The following is a 25,336-nucleotide window of genomic DNA, read 5'->3' as shown; positions in this document are numbered from 1 at the left end:
GCGTGCGTACTGTGTGAGCAAGGGGAGGGATGTTCAGATGTGGGAAGCACCGCTGGAACCGTTGCTGCTGGAGCAGTTGCGCAACGAGGCACGCGACGAACTGTCGGCCGTCATCGAGATCAAGTGTCGACAGGGCGAGGACCCGTGGGAGTTCCTTCCCGACCTGCCCTCGGTCGACGAGCAGGTCGTGGCGACCATCCGCGCCGAGCGGCTGGCCGACGCCCGCCTCACCAGTGAGCGTGCCCGTGCCCACCACCCGGCCTCGCCGCGCGGTGCGGCCGAGGCGTTCGAGTACAAGCTGCTGCGTTCTATCGCCCTCGAGCATCCGGAGCTCTCCACCGCGGTCTGGGGCGTGCTCGCTCGTCTGCCGCACGCCGCGTAGACCTCCTGCCTGCGACGCAGTTCAGGCGCGACGCAGTTCAGGCGCGACGCAGCTCAGGCGCGACGCAGCTCGGCCTGTGCGGCGCGTGCCTCGCGCGCTGCCGCGTGCAGGTTGGCTGGCCTCTCGAGGCCGAGGTGCTCCCGCAGGGTGCGGCCCTCGTACGCCTCCCGGAACAGCCCGCGTCGCTGGAGTTCCGGGATCACGAGCGTCGTGAACGCCTCGAACTGATCGCCGTGGAAGGCCGTGAGCACGTTGAAGCCGTCTACGGCGCCGGCCTCGAACCACTCCTGCAGGTGATCGGCGACGGTGCCGGCATCGCCGACGATCGCTGCGCTCGGCACCAGGTGCGTCGCCAGCAGGTGGCGCAGCGTGATCGGCCTCTCGCCGTCGCCGATGCGCCGGCCCGTGCGCACCGCCACCAGCTCGATGAGGTGCTGGCCGAGGTCGCTGAACCTCTCGGCGAGACGGCGGGTCACGACGGCGTCGAGTGCCTGCGGACCCAGGGCGACGCCGACGGCCTGCGACAGGGCCCGGATGCCGCGACCGGCCGGGAAGTCCGGTGAGAGCGAGAGTTCCGATCCGTCGTCGAGCGGAACGAGGGCGAGCAGCTGATCGAAGATCGCCCACGCCTCCTCCTGCGTGCCTGCGACGACGGGCAGCACCGGCGAGATGATGCGCAGCTCGTCGGCGGCGCGGCCCGCCGCCACGGTCTGGCGGCGCAGCTCGCCGCTCAGCTGCACGCCCTCGGCGAGGGTCGGCACGGCGACGAGGGCGACATCCGCCGTCGCCGCAGCCAACTGCCGCGAACGCAGTGCCGTGCCGGCGTGCACGATCGGCAGGTGGCCCTGCACCGGTCGCACCACGTTGAGGGCACCGGCGACCCGCACGTGCTCGCCGTTGTAGTCGGCGCTGTGCAGCCGCGTCGGGTCGATGAGCCGCCCTGTCGCGCGATCGTGCACGAAGGCGTCGTCCTCCCAGCTGTCCCAGAGCAGGCGGAGCGCCTCGATGAACTCCGTCGCCTGGTCGTAGCGATGTTCGTTGCCCCAGTGCGCGTCGCGGCCATGGTTGCCTGCCGCCCGAGGCTCGGCTCCGGTCACGAGGTTGAGTCCGGCACGACCGGAACTCAGGGCGTCGACGGATGCCGTGGCCCGCGCCAGCGTGTACGGATCGCTGTACGTGGTGTTGGCCGTGGCGATCAGGCCGATGCGCCGCGTGATTCCGGCGAGGTAGGTGATGGCCGAGAGCGGGTCGATGCGCGCCAGCAGGTACGGATCTCGCACCTCGAGGTCGCTGCCCGTCGCCAGCCAGTCGCCGAAGAAGAGGTAGTCGAGGTGAGCGGCCTCCGCGAGCTTCGCCGTGCGGCGGAGCACCGCCGTGTCGGTGCGCGGGTCGGCGTGGGCTCCGGGAATGCGCCAGCCCGACGGGTAGGCGCCGAGGGCTCGCACCATCGCACCGATGATGATGTGCTCCCTGGCCCCCATCAGACGGCGCAGCCGAATCTGACGGCGGATCCACCGAGCACAGGCGCCCAGTCGGGCCGGGGGCGGGGGTCGTCCACCGGCGCCCACTGGCCGCCGGCGAACTCGTAGCGCCAGGCCGGACCGCTGGCGAGGAACAGCGTGAGGGCTCCGAGCAGGGCGTCGACGTCGGCATCCGTCGATCCGACCCCGAAGCTCGCGCGCAGTGCCGGTCCGTCGATGCCGAGCTTGGCGAGCAGTGGATGCGCGCAGAAGCGCCCGTCACGCACGCCGATGCCGTGCTCTGCCGACAGGTAGGCGGCGACGAGGCCGGAGTCCTGTCCGTCGATCGAGAACGACACCACTCCGACGGCGTCCGCGCTGTCGCTGAAGATGCGGTGAGGGTGCACGCCGGGCAGCGCCTCGAGTCCCGTGATGAGACGGTTGCGGAGTGCGCGGTCGTGGGCGGCCCAGGCGTCGGCATCGAGCCGTCCGATCTCGCTGACGGCGCGGGCCAGCGCGGCGACGCCCACGACGTTCGGCGAGCCGGCCTCGTGTCGGGCTGGGGCCGGATGCCACGTGGCACCGTGGAGGGTGACCTCCGCGACCGCTCCCCCGCCCTGCAGCAGCGGCGGAGCGACGTCGAGCCAGTCCTTGCGGCCGACGAGCACACCGGCACCGAATGGGGCGTAAATCTTGTGGCCCGAGAAGGCCAGATAGTCGATGCCGTCGCGCAGCAGGTCGACGCGGCGATGCGGAACCAGCTGGGCGCCGTCGACGGCGAGCCTGGCACCGCGGCGATGCGCGATCGTGGCGATGGCCCGCAACGGCAGGGTCTCGCCGGTGACGTTGCTCGCGCCGGTGACGGTGACGAGGGCGGCCGGGCGCGCGGCGAGTTCGGCGTCGAGGCGATCCAGGGTCTCGGCGAGGGTGTCGGCCGAGAGCACGATACGGGCGGCGCGGCGCTGCCACGGCAGCAGGTTCGCGTGGTGCTCGATGTCGAGCAGCACTGTCTCGCCCGGAACGGCGCTGGCGAGCAGTCCGAGCGCCTCGGTGGTGTTGCGGGTGAAGACGACCACATCGCTCTCGCGGGCGTTGACGAAACCGCCGACGATGCCGCGGGCGCTCTCGTAGACGCTGGTCGACACCTGCGACGCGTATCCGGCACCGCGGTGCACGCTGGCGTAGAGCGGCAGCAGCTCGGTGACATGCTCGGCGACGGTCGTGAGGGCCGGGGCACTCGCCGCGTAGTCGAGGTTGACGTATCGGCTCTCGCCGCCCGTCACCAGCGGAACGCGCAGGGAAGACCCCACGACGCCCAGCAGTGACCTGTCGGCGACTGTCACCGTCATCACCAGGTTCCGACGTACGCCGAGACGTCTTCCGGCGCGACGATGGTGCGGATGATCGGAAGACCGCGGTTGATGGCCTGCTCGATGCGCTCGTCGAGCGCCGGGTTGGTCACGACGTAGTCGGTGAAGTCGGCGTCCTTCGCGTAGACGCCGATCGGCAGGGTGAGCGCCTGGAAGAAGGAGAACAGCGGCCGGAACTGGTGCTCGATGATGAGAGCGTGGCGGTCGCTTCCGCCGGTCGCGGCGAGCAGCACCGGCTTGTCGATGAGCGAGTACTGCCCGACGAAGTCGAAGAGATGCTTGAACAACCCGGTGAACGACGCCCGGTAGACGGGGCTGGCCACGATGAGGAGGTCGGCGGCCTCGATGGCTCGCAGTTCCTCCTCGGCCTCGAGAGAGAGCTGATCGCGACGCAGCGCCCCGGCGAAGGCGGGGCCGCTCACGCTCAACTCGACGAAGCGCGTGCGCACCTCTACGGCGCCGTCGAGCGTGCGCTCGAGCACACGCACGATCTCGTGCACGAGGGCTGTGGTCTTCGACGGAGCGTGCAGGCTTCCGGAGACGGCGACGACATTCAGGATGGGCATGGCAGCGACGCTAGGCGCGTGCCCGGCGTGCCGCCAGCAATCCAGCAACACGACGTAAGAGTGCGTTTTGTTACGGCTGTCGTTGCAATTCCGACGGCTCCGTCACCGGAAGGCGGCAGACGAAATCGTTGCAGAGGTAGGCGGCGGCAGCACCGTCGATGCTGGTGCGGAACTCGAGGAGCTCGAAGCCGGCTCGGGCGAAGGCCTGCGCCTGGGCATCGGTGACGATGGTGCTGACGGAGGCCGGATGCCGACGCGCTGCGGCCGCGAGGGCGCCGGCGCTCTCGTCTGCACCAGGGCCCGCGCCTGCGCCTGCGGCATCCGGGACCACCGTCACGAGCTGCACGATCGGCTGCGTGAGCCGGCGCAGCAGCGCGAGGGCTCCGCCGGCGGCGAGCGGGTTCGAGAGAGCGCCAGGGGCCGCGAAACCGATCGCGGCGCGCGCCGCGTCGAGGAAGCGTCGGTCTGCCGTGAGCAGGAACAACCTGTGCGCAGCATCGGCCGTGGCGGTGAGGCCGGACGGGTAGGCGCCCTCCGACGGGTCGACTCCCAGGGCGATGCCCTGGGAGGCGAGCACCGGGTCGGGCCCGCCCGGGACTGCGAACAGTCCGCCGTCGCTCGGGGTGACAGCGCCGATGAGGTCCCGCGCCGCGACGGCGTACCGGGCGATGCCGCTGGCCAGGGCGAGGTCGAGCAGGCCGCCGGCGAGCATGCCGTAGTCCTCGAGCGTCGCCGTGGCATCGGAGGGCCGGCCGTCGAGCGACGAGCGCACGAGCCTGTCCCGGCGCACGTGCTGCTCGAGCAGCAGGTCGGCGGCGCGGACGGCGGCGGCGATCAGGTCGGCGCGGTCGAGGGCGAAACCGGCGCGGCTCAACGCGCCGATGGCGAGTCCGTTCCAGCCCGTGAGCAGCTTGCGGTCGAGGGCCGGCGGCGTCTGGTGCGTGCGCGCCTCACGGTCGAGGGCGTAGTAGCCGCCCTCGGAGCGTCTGCCGTCGATGGTGCTCTCGGAGTCCTGGGCGCTGGCGAAGCCTCCGTCGGGCAGCTGCATCCGCTCGAGCAGGAAGCGGGCGACCTCCGAGGCGACTGTCGCCGCCCATGGGTTCTGCTGCGGGCTCTGCGACCACGCCGTCGTGTAGTCGCCCAGCAGCAGCGCGTTGTCGTAGAGCATGCGCTCGTAGTGGGGTTCGGTCCAGTCGGGACGGGTGGCGTAGCGGAAGAATCCGCCCTCGACGGAGTCGCGGAGCGCGGACGCGCCCATCGCCTTGAGGGTGCGGACGGCGGAGGCGCCGCCCTCCCCTCCGCTCTCCAGCAGGAAACCGAGCACCGGAGCCACGGGGAACTTCGGCGCCGTGCCGAAGCCACCGTGCACGTGGTCCTCGTGGGCGATGAGTCGGCTGGCGGCGTCGTCGAGGGCCGCAGCATCGGGGAGGTCGACGACGCCGTCCTGGGACCCGGCCGAAGCCGCGCCGGCCGCCGCCAGCGCCTCGCCGATGGCCGAGGCCGTTCCGAGCACGTCGGCGCGACGGTGGGCCCAGGCATCCGTCACCGCACCGAGAACCTGCAGGAACTCGGGCACGCCCTGCACCGGACGCGGTGGGAAGTAGGTGCCGGCGAAGAACGCCAGTCCGTCGGGGGTCGTGAACACGCTCAACGGCCAGCCGAGCTCTCTCGTGAAGGCGCCGGCGGCCGCCAAATAGCTGACGTCGACGTCTGGATGCTCCTCGCGATCGACCTTGATGGCCACGAAGTTCTCGTCGAGGTACGCGGCCACGACGGGGTCGCTGAAGCTCTCGCGCGCCATGACGTGGCACCAGTGACAGGTGGCATAGCCGATGGAGACGAACACGGGAACGTCGCGGCGCTTCGCCTCGGCGAACGCCTCGGCTCCCCACGGCCACCACGGCACCGGATTGGAGGCGTGCGCGAGCAGGTAGGGAGAGGTGGAGTCGGCCAATCGGTTGGGCGCCATGTTCCCAGCCTACGGCTGGCCGTGCGGCGTACTCTGGCCGCATGCCGGCTGCCGACGATGGCCTCGAGGAGCGCTCAGCGCTGCTCGCCCGCGTCTATTCCGCCGCCGGGCAGGCCGAGGTCGAGCAATCCTATGTCGACGAGACCAACGGAGAAGCGCTGCGGATGCGGCCCAGCGAGTGGGCGCTGCGCGAGTTCGACCGGGCGAGGGCCGAGGAGGCTCTGGCAGCGGAGGCGGACGCTCCCGCCGCCATGGAGGAGCAGGTGGACGGCGTCGCGGCGCCGGCGGATACGGCATCCGACTCCGAACCCGCGCCGCGGGCGAGACGACGCTGGCGCGGTGCGGCACTCGTGGCCTCAGGCGTCGCCGTCGGAGTGATTGCCGCCTACGGAGCGCAGACCGTCGTCGACGAGTCGACCCCGCCGACCATGATCGGCAGCACCGGAGCGGTGTCGTACTTCGGAGCAGCCGAACCGCCGGCCGACCACGCCGTGCTGGCCGTCTTCGATCGCACGCCGCCCGACGTGCGCACGCTGCCGACCGAGATCCTCGCGGAGTTCGACGCGATCGATGTGCAGCGCATCTACGATCCGTCGACGAACGGCGGCGACTACGACATCTTCGCTGCACGGAAGAGTCGCGACCTGTTCTGCCTCGTGCTGCTGAAGACCGGGGAGAGGTATCAGGCGAACTGCGGCACCGAGCAGCAGATCATCGAAGAAGGCCTGCGAATCACGGCCGTCGTGCCTGCCCAGAGAGCCGTCAGCCTGCTCGCCGACAACGCGTCGGCGACGCCGCCGCCGACCCAGACGCCATGGCAGGTGGAAGCCCACTGGAACCGTGACGGCACGTTCTCGTTGTCAGGGTCGCCAGTGGGCTTCACGGGCTGAGCCGGTCGGACCGGGCTGAGCCGGTTGGACCCGGTCGAATTGGTCGGATCCTCAGCGCCTACTCGACCTCGTCGGGGTGCGCGCTCACGCGGCCCTCGCGCTCGAGCGCCGTGATGGCGGCGACCTCGGCATCCGTCAGCGCGAAATCGAGGACGTCGAAGTTCTCGGCCATGCGCTCGCGACGGTTCGACTTCGGGAAGACGATGTTGCCCGTCTGCAGGTGCCAGCGGATGACGACTTGGGCGGGGGTCTTGCCATGGGCGGATGCCGCGCCGGTGACGGCCTCTGCCTCGAAGAGCGGGTACTTGCCCTGTCCGAGGGGTCCCCACGCCTCGATGTGGATGCCGTGCTCGCGGGCGAACGCCGTGACGGCCGGCTGCTGGTGAGCGGGGTGCAGCTCGATCTGGTTGACCGCGGGAACGACGTCGGTCTTGGCGAGGAGCTTCTCGAGGTGCGGCACCAGGAAGTTCGAGACGCCGATGGAGCGTGCACGACCCGAGGCCTGGATCTGCTCCAGCGCCTTCCAGCTCTCGACGTAGCGGTCCTTCTTCGGGCTCGGCCAGTGGATGAGGTAGAGGTCGACGTGATCGAGGCCGAGCTGCTCGAGGCTGCGATCGAAGGCGTCGAACGCGGACTGCGTGCCCTGGTCGTCGTTCCACAGCTTCGTGGTGACGAAGAGCTCGTCGCGGGCGATGCCGGAGTCGGCGATGGCCTTGCCGACGCCGGACTCGTTGCCGTAGACCTTGGCGGTGTCGAGGTGGCGGTAGCCCACCTCGAGCGCGTCGGTCACGATGCGCTCGGTCTCGGCCGGGTCGACCTTGAACACGCCGAAGCCGAGCTGCGGGATCGTGTGGCCGTCGTTGAGAGTGATGCTGGGAACGGTGTTCGTCATGTCATCCATCCCACCACGGATACCGCCGGACACACCCGGGGGTTGACAGGGGTTCGCCGCGCGCGGAACGGGGAATAGCTGCTCGCCGAGCTCCGGCCGCGGGGTGCGCCCCGGACCTCAGCGACCGGTGCGCCCCTAGCCCTGGCCGCTGACCTTCTCCGGGTCGATCGTGAGGATGATGCGCTGCTGGTCGCGTCCGCCGTACCAGGGGTAGGCACGGCCTGTGTACTTCTGCGAGAGCGCCTCGATGCTCTCCACAGCGCCGTCCGTCGTCATCGCGGAAACACGGCCGCGCACCTGGATGTAGCGGAACGGGTTCTCAGGGTCCTGCACGGCCACGGCAACGCGCGAGTCGCGCTCGATGTTGCGCACCTTGAGGTGGGTGACGACGGAATTGATGATGACGTTCTCGCCATCGGTGTCGACCCAGGTCTCCGTCACCTGTGGCGAGCCGTCCTTCATGAGGGTGGACAGGAAGCAGGGGCTGGGCTGGCGCAGCAGGGCGAGGAGCTCGGGGGTCATCGGCATAGTGCACTCAACGCTAACCGCGTTCCGGTTCGCATCCGTTCACCGAGGGCAGGGCGACGGGGCTCGACGACCGGCGGCGCGACCTCCGTCAGCGGTAGCGGCGTCCTTCGTCACGCCGGAACAGCAGCAGCGCCAGCGCGAAGGTGATGACGGTCCAGGCGAGGACACCCAGCCACACCCACGGCTCGAGGTCGCCTCCCTGCACCGCCCAGATGACCAGCTCGCGGGCCTGCCGCGACGGGGTGAACATCGAGATCGTGTTCAGCCAGTCGGCGAAGAGGAACGGCGGCAGGAAGAGGCCGCCGATGAAGGCGAGGGCGAACATGACCACCTGGACGACGGCGATGGCGGCCTTCGACGGCATCGAGTAGCCGATGCAGATGCCGATGAACATGAACGGCAGGCCGGACACGGCGAGCGCGACGAAGCCGGCGAGGACGTTGCCGAGCGGCGCTTCGGCTGCCGTTGCAAGACCGCCGATCACGATCACCGGGATGATCGCGGCCAGTCCCATGGCGCCGGTCGAGAACACGTGCGCCAGAACTCGCGCGACTCCGGGTGCCGGGAGGGTGCGCAGGTAGGGATCCCACGGCTTCTCACGCGCCTCCGAGATGTTCAGTCCGAAGCTGAACAGCGCATTCGACATCACGGCGAACACGCACAGGGAGATCACGGCCTGCGTCGCGAATGCCGGGTCGTCGGCCACGGTGCGCTGCGGCACCACGAAGAAGAGGAGAGCCAGTGAGGGAAACGCCAGCGATCCGATGAGCGCGATCGGGATGCGCGCCGTCTCGATGAGGTTGTACTTCGCGTGCAACAGGGTGAGCTGGACCGTGCTCATGATCGTGCTCCTTCAGCTTCGGACGCGTCTTCCGGCGAGCCTGCGGGCGCGTCTTCGGTGAGGGTGAGGAAGGCCTCCTCGAGCGTGGCTCCACGCACGGCGAGGTCGGAGAACGGAATGCCCGACCGCACCAGCTCGACGATGAGCCTGTCGGAATCCTGGGCGTAGAAGGTCGTCGTCCCGTCTCCGGATGCCTCGTGCCTGACGACTCCATCGAGGGAGGCGATGCGCTCCACTTCGGACGAGACCAGCCGCACCCGGCGCAACGCCACGCGAGCGAGCACTGCCGGCAACGCGTCATCGGCGATCACGCGGCCGTGAGCCATCACCACCACCCGTTGCGCCAGCGCCTCGATCTCCTCGAGGTAGTGGCTCGTGACGACGACAGTGGCTCCTGCCTCATGCTGGCGCCGGAGGGCGTCCCACAGCGTGCGGCGGGCATCGACGTCGAGGCCGGTGGTCGGTTCGTCCAACAACACGAGTCGCGGCTTTCCGACGAAGGCCAGCGCCACGCTGAGCCGACGCTTCTGGCCGCCCGACAGCGAGCCGGTCTGGCGACGCAGGAGCTCGGTCAAGCCGAACTCCCCGGCGAGCTCGGCTGTCGCCATCCGTTCGGGGAAATGCCTGCCGACGAAGTCGATGACCTCGCCGACGCGCAGCGTCTCCGGCAGCGCCGTCTCCTGCGGGGTGCTGCCCAGCCCGACGCGGTTGCGGTGGTCGCCGGGCGAGCCGCCGAACAGGCGCACGGTTCCGCTCGACGGTGAGCGCAGCCCCTCGAGCAGTGAGATGAGGGTGGTCTTGCCCGCACCGTTCGGGCCGAGCAGCCCGAGGATGCTGCCGGACTCGATGTCGAGCGTGACGTCGTCGAGGGCGAGCTGGTCGCCGAAGCGACGGCTGACATTCGTGAGCGAGGCGAGTGCGGTCATGACGTGGTGCCCAACACTGATCTGAGCGTCTCCATGTAGTCCTCGAAGGCGCGGCGTCCGGTCTTGCTGAGGGAGAGGTAGGTGACGGGGGTTCGACCCTTGTGCGACTTCTCGACGTCGATGTAGCCGGCATCGTCGAGCTTGCGGAGGTGTGTGGACAGGTTGCCGGCCGTCATGTCGAGCAGCTCCTGCAGGCGCGGGAAGGCGATGGACTCCCCCGGCTCGCGCGTGGCGAGGGCTGCGGTGATGCGGAGGCGGGCCTGGGCGTGGATGACGGGGTCGAGGTCAGCCACGGGACTGCGCTCCGGATGCGGGCCCCAACGCGGATCCCGACGTCTTCGCCCGGAGTGAGCGCAGGTGGATGACCGACGCGATGCCGAGCCCGAGGAAGCCGATGCCGCCCCCGATCGCCAGCACCAGGTAGTGCGTCGGGTAGCCGAAGTAGGGGGCGATGACGGCGATCAGCACCGTCCAGCCACCCAGCACCACCGACGGCACCGCCCTCCAGATCGCGCCGGCGACGATGAACATCACACCGGAGAACAGCACGTAGGCCGTCGGATAGAAGATGTTCGCGAGTTCGCGGTCCATGCCGTTCACGGCGAGGGCGCCCCCGAACCCGGCGATGGCGAGGCAGCCGACCCACCAGGTCATGCCGTACACAGCCCCGGTGAACGACGATCCCGACGAGGCACGGATGCCGCGACTCGAGCGCACTCCGAGGAACGTCGAGGCGCCGATGGCCACGGCGATCAGCACGCAGAACACAGTGATCGCGACTCCGAGCGGGATGCCCAACTCGGGCTGGAGTCCGTCGATGAGCCAGAGGCATCCGAATCCCACCAGCCAGGCCACGCCCCAGGTGAGCATGATGATCGGAACGAAGCCGCCCATCTGCCCCTCCACGCTGCGCTGCTGATCGTTCGACAGAGCCAGCATCTGTTCTGGCGCCAGCGGCTCGTCATCGTGATCGATGTCGTGCTCTGCGGGGGCGGTGCCCCCTGTGTCGTGGTTCGTCATGATCGACTCGCTTTCGTGTCGCGCCGTCATCGGGTTCGCATCGGCGCTACTTACTTTGTAACGCAAAGTACTCTGCAATGTCAATGACTTTGTCGCCACCACCCGGCCGCCCCATCCCACCGGCGCTGCAGAAAGGGCTGGAATGCACCGCCCGATCCCACCGGAACTGCTGCGCTGGCACCGGTCGGGCGTACAGCAGCCGAATGAGCTCCCAGCACCGGCTTAAGATGGAGGGCTATGGCTGAGACCGCGACCACCCCCACGATCCCGGTCATCACCTACCCTCCGGAGCTGCCGGTCAGCCGCATGCGCGGGGAGATCGCAGACGCCATCCGTGACAACCAGGTCGTGATCGTGGCCGGCGCGACGGGATCGGGCAAGACGACGCAGCTGCCGAAGATCTGCCTCGAGCTGGGTCGGAAGAACATCGGCCACACCCAACCCCGCCGCCTCGCCGCTCGCACGATCGCCGAGCGCATCGCCGAGGAGCTCGGCGACGAGCTGGGCGGTCTCGTCGGCTACCAGGTGCGCTTCACCGATCGCTCGTCGGCCGACACCCGGGTGAAGCTCATGACCGACGGCATCCTTCTCAACGAGATGCACCACGACAGGCTGCTGTCGAAGTACGACACGATCATCATCGACGAGGCGCACGAGCGCAGCCTCAACATCGACTTCCTCATCGGTTACCTGAAGCAGCTGCTCCCCCGCCGACCCGACCTCAAGGTCATCGTCACCTCGGCGACCATCGACCCGGCGAGCTTCGCGAAGCACTTCGCGGATGCCGACGGCAGGCCAGCCCCCATCATCGAGGTGTCGGGCCGCACCTTCCCCGTCGAGATCCGCTACAGGCCCCTGGTCGCCGAGGCGGAGGGCGACGAAGAGGACGACGACGGAGCCGCCCGCGACGACAAGGACTACCTGCAGGGCATTCTCGACGCCCTCGACGAGCTCGCACGCGAGTCGACCGGCGACGTGCTGGTGTTCCTGTCGGGCGAGAACGAGATCCGCGACGCCGAGGAGGCCGTGCGCGGGCACTATCAGGGCGGGGCATCCGTCACCGAGGTCCTCCCCCTCTACGGCCGACTCTCCTCAGCCGACCAGCACCGCGTCTTCGAGCCGTCGAAGACCGCCGCCGTTCGACGTCGCATCGTGCTGGCCACCAACGTGGCCGAGACCTCGCTCACGGTTCCGGGCATCCGGTACGTGGTGGATGCGGGTACTGCCCGCATCAGCCGGTACAGCGTGCGCTCGAAGGTGCAGCGCCTGCCCATCGAGGCCATCTCGCAGGCATCGGCGAACCAGCGCTCGGGTCGCTCCGGCCGCACGAGCGACGGCATCGCCATCAGGCTGTACTCGGAGGAGGACTTCGGCCGCCGCCCCGAGTTCACCGAGCCCGAAGTGCTGCGCACCAACCTCGCAGCGGTCATCCTGCAGATGATCTCGCTCGGACTCGGGTCCATCGAGGACTTCCCGTTCCTCACTCCGCCGGATTCGCGCGGCATCAAAGACGGCCTCGACCTGCTGCACGAACTGGGCGCGGTGGACAAGGGCGCCTCGCTACGTCTCACCCGTATCGGCCGCGACCTCGCGCGCCTGCCCATCGACCCGCGCTTCGGCCGCATGGTGATCGAGTCGAAGGCGCAGGCTGTGAGCCGGGAGGTGCTGGCGATCGTGGCCGGCATCACCATCCAGGATCCGCGCGAGCGTCCGCTGGAGAAGCGAGCTCAGGCAGACCAACTGCACGCCCGCTTCGCCGACCCGACGAGCGACTTCCTCACCCTGCTGAACCTGTGGAACCACATCGAGAAGCAGCAGAAGGAGCTCTCGTCGAGCGCGTTCCGGCGACTCTGCAAGAGCGAGTTCCTCAACTACCTGCGCGTGCGTGAATGGCAGGACGTCTACCGTCAGCTGCGCCAGCTCGCGAAGCCGCTCGGCCTCACGGTGAACGACCGCGAGCTGGCCGGCGACGCCCCGAACGCCGACGGCATCCACAAGGCGTTGCTCTCTGGCCTGCTCTCCCACATCGGGCTCAAGGACGAGAAGCCGGCCAAGGGCGCCGGCGGCCGCCCGCGCATCGAGTACATCGGTGCACGTCAGGCGCGGTTCGCCATCTTCCCGGGTTCCTCGCTGGCCAAGAAGCAGCCGGATGCCGTCATGAGCGCCGAGCTCGTCGAGACCAGCCGCCTGTTCGGCCGCATGAACGCCGCCATCGATCCCGCCTGGGCTGAGGCTCTCGCCGGGGACCTGCTGAGGCGCAGCCACAGCGAACCGCACTGGGAGAAGACGCAGGGCGCTGTCGTCGCCTACGAGAAGGTGACGCTGTACGGCGTTCCGATCATCCCCCGGCGCCGGGTGCAGTTCGCCAGAATCGACCAGCCCTACGCCCGCGAGCTCTTCCTCCGGCACGCGCTCGTGCAGGGCGAGTGGGACTCGAAGCAGGCATTCGATCGCGCCAACCGCAAGCTCCGCACCGAGCTCGAACAGCTCGAGGAGCGCACCCGCCGCCGCGACATCCTGTTCGACGACGAGGCGGTCTTCGAGTTCTACGACAAGCGCATTCCGGCCGACGTATATTCGACGCGCACCTTCGAGGGCTGGTGGCGACGCGCACGCAACGACACCCCCGACCTGCTCACGATGACGCCGGAGGCTCTCGCCCCTGATGATGCGCCCGAGGTCGACGAGACGGCCTACCCGCCGAGCTGGCGGCAGGGCGACCAGCGCTTCACGCTGCGCTACCGCTTCGAGCCCGGGGCCGTCGACGACGGCGTCACCGCCGTGATCCCGCTGGCCCTGCTCGCCCGGGTGAGCCCCAACGGCTTCGACTGGCAGGTGGCCGGCCTCCGCACCGAGCTCATCGCCGCCATCATCAAGGCGCTGCCGAAGGCCATCCGTCGCCAGGTCGTTCCAGCCAACGACTGGGCCGTGAAGATCGCGGCGGAGCTGCCGGATGAGCCGGCCGACGAGCCATTCACGGCCGCCGTCGCCGCGATCATCCAGCGACTGACCTACACGGCAGTCACGGCCGCCGACGTCGAACTCGACCGCATCCCCGGTCACCTGCGCGTGACCTTCAGCGTCGTCGACGACCGCGGTCGGCCCGTCGCGTCGGGCAAGGACCTGCGCGCACTGCAGCTCCAGCTGGCCGACAAGGCTCGCGACGCCGTGGCCCGCACGTTCGCCGAGAAGCAGCCGCGCCAGCGATCCGGCGGTCCGACCCAGGTCGCCGCAGTGCGCGACGCCCTCACAGGCACCCGCCTGCGGCCCACGGGAGGCTTCAGCGAGCGCTCGGGCATCACCACCTGGGACATCGATGAGATCCCACGCCATGTCGACACTCGCGTCGCCGGCAATTCGATCCGCGCCTACCCGGCCCTCGTCGACGACGGGGCGTCGGTGAGCCTGCGTCTGCTGCCGACCGCCGAAGACCAGGCAGCCGCGATGCCCGGCGGCATCCGTCGCCTGCTCGCCCTCGCCGTTCCCTCGCCATCGAGTTACGTGCAGCAGCACCTCACGAACACGGAGAAGCTGGCCCTGGCGGCGAGCCCGTACCGCAGCACCAACGCGTTGTTCGACGACTGCCTGCTCGCCTGCATCGACGACGTGCTGTACCGCATCGCCCCCGACGGCATGCTGTTCCAGCGTTCGGAGTTCGAGGCCGTGCGCGACCGCGTCTCCGGCGTGATCATGGAGTCGATGTTCGAGACCGTCGGACTGGTCTCGCGCACGCTCTCCGCCGCCCGTTCCGTCGACAAGGCACTCAAGGAGGCGACGAGCATGCAGGTCATCTCGGCGCTCACGGATGCCCGTGAGCAGGTGGGCGGACTGGTCTACCCCGGCTTCGTCTCGGCCACGGGGCTCGAGCGGCTGCGGCACGTGCCGCGCTACCTGAACGGAATCCTCGCCCGCGTCGTGAAACTCCGTGAGAACCCTGCGCGCGACCGCGTGTGGATGACAGAGGTGCAGAACGCCACGGCCCGCTACGAGGAGGCCGGCGGCACGATCCCGATCGACGCGCGCGCGATGCCGTCGCTGGTGAAGGCGCGCTGGATGATCGAGGAGCTGCGCATCAGCCTGTTCGCGCAGGAGCTGCGGGCGGCGGAGACGGTGTCGCTGCAGCGCATCGTGAAGGTGCTGAGCGGGCGCTGAGCTCTTCCCGCTCGCTGAGGCCCGGACGGAGTCCGCGGCCGAAGCGCGCCATGGCGGGCGCCGCGGCACGCTTCGGGCGGTCGCTTCGCTCGGCCCTCACCGAGCGTGCGCCAGCGCAACGGTTCGTCATCCTGAGCAGCCACCCAGCTGAGCGCGAGTAGCGTTTCCCGCATGCCTGATGTCGACGCCGCTCCCGTCACTGTCGTCCACGTGCGCTCAGACGACGTGCTCGCCCGGCCCCTCGTGGAGGAGCTGTCGCGGGAGTACGACGAGCGCTACGGCCTGAACGACGGCATCCCATCGTCGGTCGAACTCTCGCGCTACCCGGCCGAACTGTTCACCCCCGAGTTCGGTGGCGACTTCCTTCTTCTGCTCGATGCAGCAGGCGAACCCGTCGCCGGCGGCGCGTTCAAGCGCGCCGGCGATGACGCCGTGGAGATCAAGCGCGTCTGGACGCACTCCGCCCACCGCCGCCGCGGCCTGGCCCGGCGCGTGATGGCCGAGCTCGAGGCCGAGGCGTCGCGTCGCGGCATCCGTCGCATCGAACTCACCACCGGTGCTCGCCAGCCCGAGGCCGTGGCGCTCTACCGCAGTCTCGGCTACAGCCCGCTGTTCGATCTCGACGGGGACTGGGAGTCGTTCGGCTACCTGCCCTTCGAGAAGGACATCGAGCTGTAGCGGCCGTCAGTCCCCAGCCGTCGAGTCCTCCTTGCTCAGACGGATGCCGGCCCGCGCGACGAGCTCGTCGGAGGCCACTCCGCTCTCGAGCAGGGCGATCAGCGCTTCCGCCAACGGCGCCGAAGCGGCACCCAGACGGCTGGACGCATCGTCCAGCCGCACCAGCTCGGCCGCGTGCAGCGCTTCGATCGCCAGCACGTCCCGGGTGAGCTCAGCGCTCCGGCGAAGCAGCTGAAGGGCGGTCGGGGCGAACGACGCCGTGTCCTCGACGCCCGAGAGCACGGTGGCTCCGAGCGACACCGGAGCCGCGAGCTGACGGATCTCGGCCAGAGCGCCGGCTGCGCCGTACCAGGTGAGGCCGGGCAGCACCGACGTCCCGGCAGCTCTGAACGGTCGCTGCAACTCCGACAGCACGGCGATCCGCCGCTCGCTCGCCGCCGCGACGTGCGCCAATGCCAGCCGCAGCGTCTCGAGAGCGAGAGTTAGGGGCAGGGCGGCGAAGTTGCCGCCCGAGACGAGCGAGGCGCTCGTGATGTCGACGACGGGGTTCTCCGAGCGCGCCGCCAGCTCGAGCGAGAGCTCGGTCCGCAGGGCGTCGACGCGCTCGAGGAAGGCCCCGGTCACCTGCGGGGCCGTGCGGACGGACAGCGGATCCTGCACCGTCACTTCCCGCGCGGAGTCGAAGAGATTGCCGTCCGCGATGAGGCCTCGGATGCGGGCGGCGGATGCGGCCTGCCCGACTCCTCCCCGCGCCTGCTGCACCGCGACCGAGAACGGCGAGATCGCGCCGCCGGTCCCGTGCAGGCCGGCGGCCTGGAGCGTGAGGGCGACGGCCCGATCCGCGGCGAGGCCGAGGCCGTCGAGCTCGCCGGCCACAAGGCATCCGACCCCGATGGAATAGGCGTTCGCGCTGAGGAAGGCCGCGGCCTCCTGCGGTGCGAGGTCGAGGCCGCGCTCGAGCAGTTCGGCGAGCACCGGCGCAAGCAGGGCGAGATCCGCGGCACCGACCGAGCCGCGCGACGGCACGTCGACAGCGGCGGAGTCGGCGTCGAGCAGGCGCGCCAGAGCCTCGATCACCTCGACGCGCACCCCCGATCCGCCGTTCAGGAGCAACGCCAGACGGGCAGCGATGACGGCCCGCACCTCGGTCGGGGGCAGCAGCGGACCGCTCCCGCCCCGATGGTTGGCGACGACCTGCCGTTGATACGCGATCAGCTCGTCATCGGCCAGACGCTCATCGCGGCCACTGCCCAGGCGTGTGGTGAGTCCGTAGACGGATGCTCCCGACGCCAGCGTCCGCTCCACGACATCGCGGGCGGCCCGCACCCGGACGAGAGCGGCCGGGGCGAGCGAGACGGCAGCGCCTGCGGCGATCGACGCGATGTCGAAGGGGGTCGCGGGGTCGGCGCCGAGTTCGACCGGCCCAGCCATCAGAAGTCCAGCAGGTTCTGCCGCAGCCCGCCGTCGCCCAGCTCGGTGCGCAGAATGCCGCGACGTCGCAGGGCCGGAACGAGCGGGTCGAGGGTACGGTGCACGTTCGCCGGATGCACGTGACCGGTGAACAGGAAGCCGTCGCCGCCCACCTGCTCGCCGAGCGTGGCCAGGTGGTCGGCGATCTCGTCGGGGGTTCCGATGACGGCGAGGCCGTCGCCCTGCGCCCGGGTCTGCAGGATCTCGCGCAGCGTCGAGCCGGCCGGCGCGCTCTTCACGAAGTTGTCGAGCGTGCCCTGGTTGCTGTTGGTGCTGAGCTCGGGCAGCGGGGCGTCGAGATCGAATCTCTTGAAGTCGACGCCGGACAGGTAGGAGATCGACTGCAGCGCCTCGTCGATGGAGGCCTGGGTCAGTTCGGCCCGTGCGGCCCGCACTGAAGCGGACTCCTCGGCGTTCGCCGTGACGATGGGCTGCACGACGAAGAGCACGCGGATGGCATCGGGCGAGCGACCCGCGTCGGCCGCGGCCTGCCGCACCGCGTCGCGGTGGGCTCGCATCCGTTCCGGTGTCGATGCCAGGGCCAGCACGACGTCGGAGTTCTTGCCGGCGAAGGCCTGTCCGCGGCCGGAGGCACCGGCCTGCACCATGACGGGCTCCTCGGGGAGCGGCGCGTTCGTCAGGGGTCCGCGAACGGTGAAGAAGCGGCCGTCGTGGTCGATGGTGTGCACCTTGCGGTAGTCGGCGAACACGCGGCCCGCGGCATCCTCGACGATCGCATCGGGCTCCCACGAGCGCCAGAGCTTGCGCACGACATCGATCCACTCGTCGGCGCGGTCGTAGCGCAGGTCGTGCTCGATCTGCTTGTCGAGGCCGTAGTTCTGGGCGGCGAGGTCGCTGCCGCTGGTCACGACGTTGAATCCGAGGCGGCCGTCGGCGAAATGCTGCAGGGTCGACAGCAGGCGCGCCGCAGTGAATGGCTCATAGAAGCTCGCCGAGAGGGTCGGAACGATGCCGAGCTTCGAGGTGGCGCCGAGAAGGTACGGCACGAGCGGCAGCGGGTCGTGCTTCGGCACGAATCGTGCGCTGGCCAGGTTGACCTCGGCCGTTCCGCCGTAGGTGTCCGGCACTGTCACGCCGTCCTCGATGACGAGGAGGTCGAGACCCGAGGCCTCGAAGACGCGCGCGGCGTCCTGGTAGACCTGCGGCTTCTTCCAGTCGTAGCCGACGCCGTAGCTGTCGTCGCCCCATCCCTGCACCCCGAAGCCGGCCCCCAGGAACCATCCGAAGTGCAGCAGGCTCATGTGTACAGTCCCTTGCTCAGGTAGTTGAGGCCGGAATCGGCCGAGATGACGGCGATGACGGATCCGGCTGGCGCTTCACCAGCCACCTCGAGCGCCGTGGCCACGGCGAGGGCGGACGACGGCCCGAGCAGCAGGCCCTCCTCGAGTGCCAGGGCGCGGGCGATGTCGTGCACACGCTCGTCCTGGATCGTGCGCACCTCGTCGATGACGGTGCTGTCGACATTCCGCGGCCACCACTCGCGGGGCCAACGGGTGCCGACGCCGTCGATACGGATGGGGCCATCGGGCGCTCCCCCGTAAGTCGAGCCGACGGGGTTGGCGCCGATGACGCGCACCCGGCCATCGGAGACGTCGCGCAGGTAGCGGCCGACACCGCTGATGGTGCCGCCCGTGCCGATCGAGGCGACGAAGTGGGTGACGAGCCCCGCGGTCTGACGCCAGAGTTCGGGGCCGGTGGTGAGCACATGAGCCTCGGGGTTGTCGGTGTTGTCGAACTGGCGCGATTGCCAGGCCCCGGGAGTCTCGGCGGTGATGCGCGCGGCGATGGCACGCGGATTCGCCGGGTCGTCGGGCGATGCATCCCAGTCGGCCTCGACGAGGCGGGCTCCGAACGCCGCGAGCAACGACTTCTTCTCGGCCGAGGTGTTCGCATCGTGAACGATGACGACGGGGTGCCCGGTGAGCCGGCCGACGAGCGCGAGGCCGATGCCGGTGTTGCCCGAGCTCGACTCGACGATGGTGCCGCCGGGAGCGAGCGAGCCCGACGCCTCGGCCGAACGCACCATGTTGAGCGCCGCGCGGTCCTTGGCCGATCCGCCCGGGTTGCGCCCCTCGAGCTTCACGACGATGCGCGCCGGCAGGCCGCGCGTCAGGGTCGTCAGCTCCACCATCGGCGTCTCGCCGATGAGGTGCGCCACCGAGGGCAGCACCTCCCACGCCGGGACGTCGAGGGCGGCCGCGAGCGTCGGCTCGATGACCGTCGTCGAGGTGGGGCTGATGAGCATGAGAGACAGGCTACGACGGGAAGGCATGCCGCCCAGGCGCGGTTGCGTCGAGTTACGCTTCGGCCGCGCGCTGGGCCTCAGCCAGCGCCCACAACCCGCTCGGTGAGGACCGAGCGAAGCGACCGTCCGAAGCGCGCTTCGGCCGCGGACTCCGCCCGGCCCTCAGCGAACGGCGATCACAGCACCTTCGAGAGGAACGCCTTCGTGCGCTCGTGCTGCGGGTTCGAGAGCACCTCGCGAGGATCGCCCGACTCGACGACGACGCCGCCGTCCATGAAGACGAGCGAGTCGGCCACCTCGCGGGCGAAGCCCATCTCGTGCGTCACCACGATCATGGTCATTCCCGAGGTCGCGAGCTCCTTCATGACGTCGAGCACCTCCCCCACGAGCTCGGGGTCGAGCGCGCTGGTGGGCTCGTCGAAGAGCATGAGCTTCGGGTCCATGGCGAGAGCTCGCGCTATGGCGACGCGCTGCTGCTGGCCGCCCGAGAGGTGCGCAGGGTAGTAGTCGGCACGCTCGGCGAGGCCGACGCGGGCGAGCAGTTCGAGAGCGCGCTTGCGCACCTCTGCCTTCGGCTGCCCCTTCACGCGGATGGGCGCCTCCATGACGTTCTCGAGCGCCGTCATGTGCGGGAACAGGTTGAAGCGCTGGAACACCATGCCGATGTCGCGGCGCTGCATGGCGGCCTCCTTCGGCTTCAGCTCGTAGAGCTTGCCGCCGTGCTCGCGATAGCCGACCAGGTCGCCGTCGACGCTGAGGCGCCCGGCCGAGAGGATCTCGAGGTGGTTGATGAGCCTCAGGAACGTCGACTTGCCCGAGCCCGACGGCCCGACGAGGCACATGACCTCGCCGCGCCTCACCTCCAGTGAGATCGACTTCAGCACCTCGTTGGAGCCGAAGCTCTTCGAGACGCCGTCGGCGAAGACCATGGGAACCGACGTGGGAACGGATGCTGCCACGGATGCTGTGGTGTCGGTCATCGGTGGCCTCCGGCCTCTGTGGACGCGGATGAGACAGGGGCGATGACGGTCGGCTGACCGGCACCGACGACAGGCAGGGTTCCGGTAGGGCCAGCGCCCTTATCGGGTCGGCGATCGCCGACGCCCCGGGCGAAGCGCTTCTCCAGGAAGTATTGTCCGACCATCAGGATCGAGGTGAACAGCAGGTACCAGAGCGATGCCACGATGAGCAGCGGGATGGGGTTGAACGTCTCGGCCGAGATGTCGCGTGCCCGGTTGTAGAGGTCGAGCCCGAACGGCACGGCCGTGACCAGCGAGGTGGTCTTCAGCATCGAGATGACCTCGTTGCCCGTCGGCGGGATGATGATGCGCATCGACTGCGGGATCACGACGCGCAACATGGTCTGCGACCAGCTCATGCCGAGCGCCGTGGCAGCCTCCTCCTGCCCGCGGTCGACCGACAGCAGGCCGGCACGCACGATCTCGGCCATGTAGGCGGCCTCGTTGAGCGCCAGGCCGATCACGGCGATCCAGAACACGCTGATGACGTTCTTGGTCTCGAACGACGCCCACGGTTCGGTGAATGGGACGCCGATGTCGATCGACTGGTAGATCACGGCGATCAGGCCCCAGAACGTGAGCTGGACGTAGATCGGTGTGCCGCGGAAGATCCAGAGGTAGACCCACGCGACGCTCTTCACGACGGGGTTGGGCGAGAGCCGCATCACGGCGAGCAGGATGCCGAGCACGATGGCGATCACCATCGAGAGCACCGTCAGCTCGAGGGTCACGAGGGCGGCCTGCGAGATGCGCCTGTCGAAGACGTACTTCCCGACCGCCGGCCAGTCGAACGCCGGCCTCTGGGCGGCGTCGATGACGACGAGCGCGACGAGGAGGATCAGCACCACGGCTAGCACGTTCCGCCACGGATGCTTCAGCTTGATGGCCTTGATCGGCTCGGGCCGACGCTCGTCGTCCGACATGATCAGCCGTTCGCTGCAGCGTTGATGGTGGCCTCGGTGATGCCTCCGTCGGCCACGCCCCACTTGTCGAGGATCTCGCCGTAGCTGCCGTCATCCATGAGCGACTGCACTGCAGCCTGGATGGCCTCGGTGAGTCCCGAGTCCTTGCCCACGACGATGCCGTACGGGGCCTCGTCGAACGACTCGCCCGCGGCCTGCAGCTTGCCATCGGTCTGCGAGATGGCGTAGAGGGTGACGGGAGAGTCGGCGCTCATGGCGTCGGCCTGACCGAGCGCGACCGCGTTGGTCGCGGCATCCTGGGTGTCGTACTGCACCTTGTTGATGGCGGGCTTGCCCGCGGCGACGCACGCGTCGCTCTTCGCGGGAATCTCGGCGGTGTCCTCGGTGGTGGTGGCCTGAACGGCAACGGTGAGGCCGCAGGCGTTCTCGGGGTCGACGTCCTTGCCCTTGGCCGAGGCCCAGAGGATTCCGGCCGTGTAGTAGTTCACGAAGTCGACCTGCTTCTCACGCTCGACGGTGTCGGTGAAGCTCGATTCTCCGATGTCGGCCTTGCCGCCGGTGACGCTCGGGATGATGTTGTCGAACTTGGCGACCTGGTACTCGGGGGTGAGACCGAGCTTGGCCGCGACGGCGGCGGCGAGCTCGATGCCCCAGCCGATGGGCTCGCCCGCCTCGTTCTTGAACTCATTGGGAGCGTAGGTGGGGTCGGTGCCGATGATGAGCTTGCCCGATGAGGCGACCTTCTCGGGGAGGAGCTTCGCGGCGGCGTCGTCCTTCGTGACCGTCGCGGTCGTGGAGCCCGTGGATTCGGCCGGGGTCGAGTTGTCGACGCAGCCCGTGAGCAGCAGGGCCGTCGCCGCCGTGGCGGCGAGGATGACCGGCAGGGATCTGGTGAGTCGCATGGGGTTCTGCTTTCTAGTTGGTGCTGGTGGAGACGGGACGATCAGGATGGTTGGCCCACTGAGACCAGGAGCCGGGGTAGAGGGCGGGCTCGAAGCCCGCGATGGTCAGCGCGAGGGCGTCGTGGGCCGCTGTGACGCCCGATCCGCAGTACACGCCGATGGGATGCTCGGAGTCGACGCCGAGGTCTGTGTACCGCGCGATCAGCTCCTCGCGCGACAGGAACCGCCCGTCGGCATCGAGGTTGCCGGAGGTCGGCGCACTGACGGCGCCGGGGATGTGACCGGCCCGCGGATCGATCGGCTCGACCTCGCCCCGGTAGCGCTCTGCGGCACGGGCGTCGAGGAGCACACCGTTCCCGGGCAGGGCGGCCGCATCGTCGATGTCGAGCACCGGGAGGTGACCGTAGTCCAGGGTGACGTCGCCGGGCGGCGGGGAGACGGCATCCGTCGTCGTCGGAAGCCCGGCAGCCGTCCACGCCGACCATCCACCGTCGAGCAGTCGCACGTCGGAGACGCCGGCATGGCGCAGCAGCCACCAGGCGCGGGCGGCCGACTGCCCTGCGCGGTCGTCGTAGACCACGACCGCGTCGCCGTCGTCCAGTCCCCACGCCCGGGCAGATCTCTCGAGGTCCGATGCCGCGGGCAGCGGATGCCGTCCGTCGGTCGCCGGCCCGTGGCTCGCGAGCTCCTCGTCGAGGTCGACGTACACGGCGCCGGGGATGTGGCCGAGCGCGAACTCGTCGGCGCCATCGGGCCCGCCCAGGCTCCAGCGCACGTCGAGGAGCCTCGGCGCGGCGTCGCCGGACAGCGCTGCGGCGAGCTCGTCAACGCTGATGAGCTGGTCTGGCATGGCACCCCTCGGTTCGTGATCAGTACACGCTAACCCGCTGACGGGGTACACGACCAACCGGATAGTCTGGATCATCGTGAGCGCCTACTCCGATCTTCTGAAGACGCCGGGCGTGGCCCGGATCATCAGTGCGCAGCTCACGGCACGTTTCCCGTTCGGGATGCTCTCGCTCGCCTTCCTGCTGCACATCGAGCAGCAGACGGGATCGTACGGCTCCGCCGGACTCGTGCTGGCGGCAACGAGCATCGGCCAGGCCATCGCCGGCCCGCTGACCAGCCGCCTCATGGGCGTCTGGGGCATGCGACGGGTGATCGCCGTCACCATCGCGGTCTGCGCCGCCGCCGTCACCGCCATCGCACTGCTGCCGCTCACCGTCCCCTGGTACATGGCCGTCGGAGCGCTCGCAGGCCTCAGCATGCCGCCCATCCAGCCGGCCGTGCGCACGATCTACCCCAAGATGGTCAACTCCCGCCAGCTCACCCCACTGTTCTCGCTCGACGCCACGGCGCAGGAGATCATCTGGGTCGTCGGTCCCGTCGTCACCACCTTCATCGCCACCCAGATCAGCACCGTGTGGGGCATCCTCACCGCGGTGATCTTCCTCGTCGGCGGTGGCCTCTGGTTCCTGTCGTCCCCCGAGCTCGGGCGGGTGCGCATCCCCCGCAGCAAGCGTCGCTTCGGCACCGTGCTGCGCCGCCCTCCGGTGATGCTCGCCACCGTCGTGGGCTTCCTCCTCATCGGGGCGTGCGCCGCCATCGAGGCCGGAGTCGTCGCCGTCTTCGGCCACGGCGGCGCCGGAGCCGGCATCGTGCTCGCGATCTTCTCCATCGGCTCGATCGCGGGTGGCCTGAGCTTCGGCCACATCGCCATCGGGCCGTGGGCGAGCGCCCGCCGCATGTTCATCGTCTTCGTCGGAACCGCAGCGGCGACGATCGGCCTCGTCGCGATGGAGGGATCCGAGTTCCTCTGGCTCTCTGTCACCCTGTTCGTCGCCGGAGTCGGCATCGCACCGGCCCTCGCCGTGCTGTTCGCCATGGTGTCGGCCAGCGTCAAGTTCAGCGACACCGCCGAGGCCTACGGCTGGGTCGGGACGGGCCAGCTCATCGGCGCCGCACTCGGGTCGGCCGCTGCCGGTCTCCTCATCGACACCAACGGACCCGTCGGCGCGTTCTGGGCCGCCTCGGCATTCGCCCTCGTGGGATTCATCGTGCCCGTGGTCGGCAAGCGCTGGCACCCCGACCTGCGCGGCCGCGATGCCAGCCCCATCCCCGACACCGAGCCCGTCCCTGTGCAGCCCAGCTGATGGACCTCTCGCACCGCGTGACGATGAGCGACGGGCTGAGCATCCCGCAGCTCGGTCTCGGCGTGTACAAGGTTCCGGATGCCGACACCCCCCACGTGGTCGTCGCTGCGCTCGACGCAGGCTATCGGCATGTCGACACGGCATCCCTGTACGGCAACGAGGTCGGTGTCGGACTCGGAATCGACGACTCGGAGATCGAGCGCGACGACGTGTTCGTCACCACGAAGGTGGGCAACGCCGACCACGGCTTCGACGCGACGCTCCGCGCCTTCGACGCCAGCATGAAGCGCCTCGCCCTCGACAGGCTCGACCTCTACCTCATCCACTGGCCCGTACCGAGCACCGACCTCTACGTGCAGACCTGGCGCGCGCTCATCAGGCTCAGCGAGGAGGGTCGGGTGAGCTCGATCGGAGTCTCCAACTTCCACCGCCACCACCTGCAACGCCTCCTCGACGAGACCGGCGTCCACCCCGTCGTCAACCAGGTGGAGCTGCACCCGTGGCTCCAACAGCGTGAGCTGCGTGCCTTCCACGCCGAGCACCTCATCGTCACCGAGGCCTGGTCACCGCTGGCGCGGGGGCGGGCCGTCGCAGACCCGACTCTGACCGTCATCGGCGAGCGCCACGGCAGGACCGCGACCCAGGTGGCCATCCGCTGGCACCTGCAGCAGGGCAATGTGGTCATCCCGAAGTCGGCGTCGCCCGAGCGCATCCGGGCGAACGCCGACGTCTACGACTTCGAGCTGACGGATGCCGACCTCGACGTGATCGCGGCGCTGGACGCCGGCGAGCGCACCGGGCGGGACCCCGACGACGACTAGCGGCTCGGTTCGCCTCGCTCGTCACATCTCCGCTCGCTGAGGCCCGGACGGAGTCCGCGGTCGAAGCGCCTCGGTCGGCGCACCCACCCGGCACGCTTCGGACGGTCG

At 69.6% G+C, this 25,336-nt stretch carries 23 protein-coding genes; 6 read left to right on the top strand and 17 right to left on the bottom strand.

Annotated features, from left to right (window positions below):
- Positions 1-37: 37 nt before the first annotated feature.
- Positions 38-382, top strand: coding sequence for a hypothetical protein (locus AADV74_RS01485; protein WP_342111131.1), 345 nt, complete (start codon positions 38-40; stop codon positions 380-382).
- Positions 383-435: 53 nt separating this feature from the next.
- Here the strand turns inward: AADV74_RS01485 and AADV74_RS01480 are convergent, their stop codons facing one another.
- From AADV74_RS01480 to AADV74_RS01465, 4 genes are all read right to left on the bottom strand, one after another.
- Positions 436-1,863 carry an NtaA/DmoA family FMN-dependent monooxygenase gene (locus tag AADV74_RS01480; RefSeq protein WP_342111128.1) on the bottom strand — a complete coding sequence of 476 codons (1,428 nt, stop codon included), beginning with the start codon at positions 1,861-1,863 and terminating at the stop codon, positions 436-438.
- Positions 1,863-3,191: an aminotransferase class V-fold PLP-dependent enzyme gene (locus AADV74_RS01475; RefSeq protein WP_342111126.1), complete on the bottom strand. Its 1,329-nt coding sequence runs from the start codon at positions 3,189-3,191 to the stop codon at positions 1,863-1,865. The genes AADV74_RS01480 and AADV74_RS01475 overlap by 1 nt, the downstream gene beginning before the upstream one ends.
- The gene (msuE, locus tag AADV74_RS01470; protein ID WP_056166711.1) at positions 3,191-3,778 is read right to left on the bottom strand and encodes an FMN reductase; all 588 of its coding nucleotides are present in this window, start codon (positions 3,776-3,778) and stop codon (positions 3,191-3,193) included. The genes AADV74_RS01475 and msuE overlap by 1 nt, the downstream gene beginning before the upstream one ends.
- A 70-nt stretch (positions 3,779-3,848) precedes the next feature.
- The gene (locus tag AADV74_RS01465; RefSeq protein ID WP_342111124.1) at positions 3,849-5,747 is read right to left on the bottom strand and encodes a thioredoxin domain-containing protein; all 1,899 of its coding nucleotides are present in this window, start codon (positions 5,745-5,747) and stop codon (positions 3,849-3,851) included.
- A gap of 41 nt (positions 5,748-5,788) precedes the next feature.
- Between AADV74_RS01465 and AADV74_RS01460 the strand changes: the two genes are divergently transcribed.
- On the top strand, positions 5,789-6,637 hold the full coding sequence (locus tag AADV74_RS01460; protein WP_342111122.1) for a hypothetical protein: 849 nt from the start codon (positions 5,789-5,791) through the stop codon (positions 6,635-6,637).
- A gap of 58 nt (positions 6,638-6,695) precedes the next feature.
- On the opposite strand, the gene AADV74_RS01455 is transcribed toward AADV74_RS01460, so the two are convergent.
- The 6 genes from AADV74_RS01455 to AADV74_RS01430 all read right to left on the bottom strand — a co-directional run bounded on the left by AADV74_RS01455 (position 6,696) and on the right by AADV74_RS01430 (position 10,844).
- Positions 6,696-7,529, bottom strand: a complete 834-nt coding sequence (locus tag AADV74_RS01455; RefSeq protein ID WP_342111120.1) for an aldo/keto reductase — start codon at positions 7,527-7,529, stop codon at positions 6,696-6,698.
- Between the two features lie 135 nt (positions 7,530-7,664).
- Complete coding sequence (locus tag AADV74_RS01450) at positions 7,665-8,051, bottom strand: PPOX class F420-dependent oxidoreductase (RefSeq protein WP_342111118.1); 387 nt, start codon at positions 8,049-8,051, stop codon at positions 7,665-7,667.
- A gap of 94 nt (positions 8,052-8,145) precedes the next feature.
- Positions 8,146-8,898 carry an ABC transporter permease gene (locus AADV74_RS01445; RefSeq protein WP_342111116.1) on the bottom strand — a complete coding sequence of 251 codons (753 nt, stop codon included), beginning with the start codon at positions 8,896-8,898 and terminating at the stop codon, positions 8,146-8,148.
- Positions 8,895-9,824, bottom strand: a complete 930-nt coding sequence (locus tag AADV74_RS01440; protein ID WP_342111114.1) for an ABC transporter ATP-binding protein — start codon at positions 9,822-9,824, stop codon at positions 8,895-8,897. Before AADV74_RS01440 ends, AADV74_RS01445 begins: the two co-directional genes overlap by 4 nt.
- The gene (locus tag AADV74_RS01435; RefSeq protein ID WP_342111112.1) at positions 9,821-10,117 is read right to left on the bottom strand and encodes a transcriptional regulator; all 297 of its coding nucleotides are present in this window, start codon (positions 10,115-10,117) and stop codon (positions 9,821-9,823) included. The genes AADV74_RS01440 and AADV74_RS01435 overlap by 4 nt, the downstream gene beginning before the upstream one ends.
- Positions 10,110-10,844, bottom strand: a complete 735-nt coding sequence (locus AADV74_RS01430) for a hypothetical protein (RefSeq protein ID WP_342111110.1) — start codon at positions 10,842-10,844, stop codon at positions 10,110-10,112. Before AADV74_RS01430 ends, AADV74_RS01435 begins: the two co-directional genes overlap by 8 nt.
- Positions 10,845-11,081: 237 nt before the next feature.
- On the opposite strand from AADV74_RS01430, the gene hrpA reads away from it, so the two are divergent.
- Positions 11,082-14,996 (top strand): ATP-dependent RNA helicase HrpA, encoded by a 3,915-nt coding sequence (hrpA, locus tag AADV74_RS01425; RefSeq protein WP_342111108.1) that lies wholly within the window; start codon positions 11,082-11,084, stop codon positions 14,994-14,996.
- A 171-nt stretch (positions 14,997-15,167) separates the two neighbouring features.
- Positions 15,168-15,674: a GNAT family N-acetyltransferase gene (locus AADV74_RS01420; RefSeq protein WP_342111105.1), complete on the top strand. Its 507-nt coding sequence runs from the start codon at positions 15,168-15,170 to the stop codon at positions 15,672-15,674.
- Between the two features lie 6 nt (positions 15,675-15,680).
- Here the strand turns inward: AADV74_RS01420 and AADV74_RS01415 are convergent, their stop codons facing one another.
- The 7 genes from AADV74_RS01415 to AADV74_RS01385 form a co-directional block, all read right to left on the bottom strand.
- Positions 15,681-17,105, bottom strand: a complete 1,425-nt coding sequence (locus tag AADV74_RS01415; protein ID WP_342111103.1) for an aromatic amino acid ammonia-lyase — start codon at positions 17,103-17,105, stop codon at positions 15,681-15,683.
- Positions 17,105-18,406: an NtaA/DmoA family FMN-dependent monooxygenase gene (locus tag AADV74_RS01410; RefSeq protein ID WP_342111101.1), complete on the bottom strand. Its 1,302-nt coding sequence runs from the start codon at positions 18,404-18,406 to the stop codon at positions 17,105-17,107. The genes AADV74_RS01415 and AADV74_RS01410 overlap by 1 nt, the downstream gene beginning before the upstream one ends.
- The gene (locus tag AADV74_RS01405) at positions 18,403-19,410 is read right to left on the bottom strand and encodes a PLP-dependent cysteine synthase family protein (RefSeq protein WP_342111099.1); all 1,008 of its coding nucleotides are present in this window, start codon (positions 19,408-19,410) and stop codon (positions 18,403-18,405) included. Before AADV74_RS01405 ends, AADV74_RS01410 begins: the two co-directional genes overlap by 4 nt.
- 176 nt (positions 19,411-19,586) lie before the next feature.
- Positions 19,587-20,339: an amino acid ABC transporter ATP-binding protein gene (locus AADV74_RS01400; protein ID WP_342113078.1), complete on the bottom strand. Its 753-nt coding sequence runs from the start codon at positions 20,337-20,339 to the stop codon at positions 19,587-19,589.
- Between the two features lie 47 nt (positions 20,340-20,386).
- Positions 20,387-21,352: an amino acid ABC transporter permease gene (locus AADV74_RS01395; RefSeq protein WP_342111098.1), complete on the bottom strand. Its 966-nt coding sequence runs from the start codon at positions 21,350-21,352 to the stop codon at positions 20,387-20,389.
- 2 nt (positions 21,353-21,354) lie between these two features.
- Entirely contained in the window at positions 21,355-22,254 is a 900-nt protein-coding gene (locus AADV74_RS01390) for an ABC transporter substrate-binding protein (protein WP_342111096.1), read from the bottom strand.
- Positions 22,255-22,267: 13 nt separating this feature from the next.
- Positions 22,268-23,104 carry a sulfurtransferase gene (locus tag AADV74_RS01385; protein ID WP_342111094.1) on the bottom strand — a complete coding sequence of 279 codons (837 nt, stop codon included), beginning with the start codon at positions 23,102-23,104 and terminating at the stop codon, positions 22,268-22,270.
- Between the two features lie 76 nt (positions 23,105-23,180).
- Between AADV74_RS01385 and AADV74_RS01380 the strand changes: the two genes are divergently transcribed.
- Both AADV74_RS01380 and AADV74_RS01375 read left to right on the top strand, forming a co-directional pair.
- Complete coding sequence (locus AADV74_RS01380) at positions 23,181-24,407, top strand: MFS transporter (RefSeq protein WP_342111092.1); 1,227 nt, start codon at positions 23,181-23,183, stop codon at positions 24,405-24,407.
- On the top strand, positions 24,407-25,228 hold the full coding sequence (locus AADV74_RS01375; protein WP_342111090.1) for an aldo/keto reductase: 822 nt from the start codon (positions 24,407-24,409) through the stop codon (positions 25,226-25,228). Before AADV74_RS01380 ends, AADV74_RS01375 begins: the two co-directional genes overlap by 1 nt.
- The last annotated feature ends 108 nt before the right edge of the window (positions 25,229-25,336 follow it).

The sequence above is a fragment of the Leifsonia stereocauli genome (assembly GCF_038432415.1).
Lineage (GTDB): Bacteria > Actinomycetota > Actinomycetes > Actinomycetales > Microbacteriaceae > Orlajensenia > Orlajensenia stereocauli.
The sequence above is the reverse complement of the archived record's forward strand: the minus strand, read 5'-3'. Positions and strand labels throughout refer to the sequence as shown.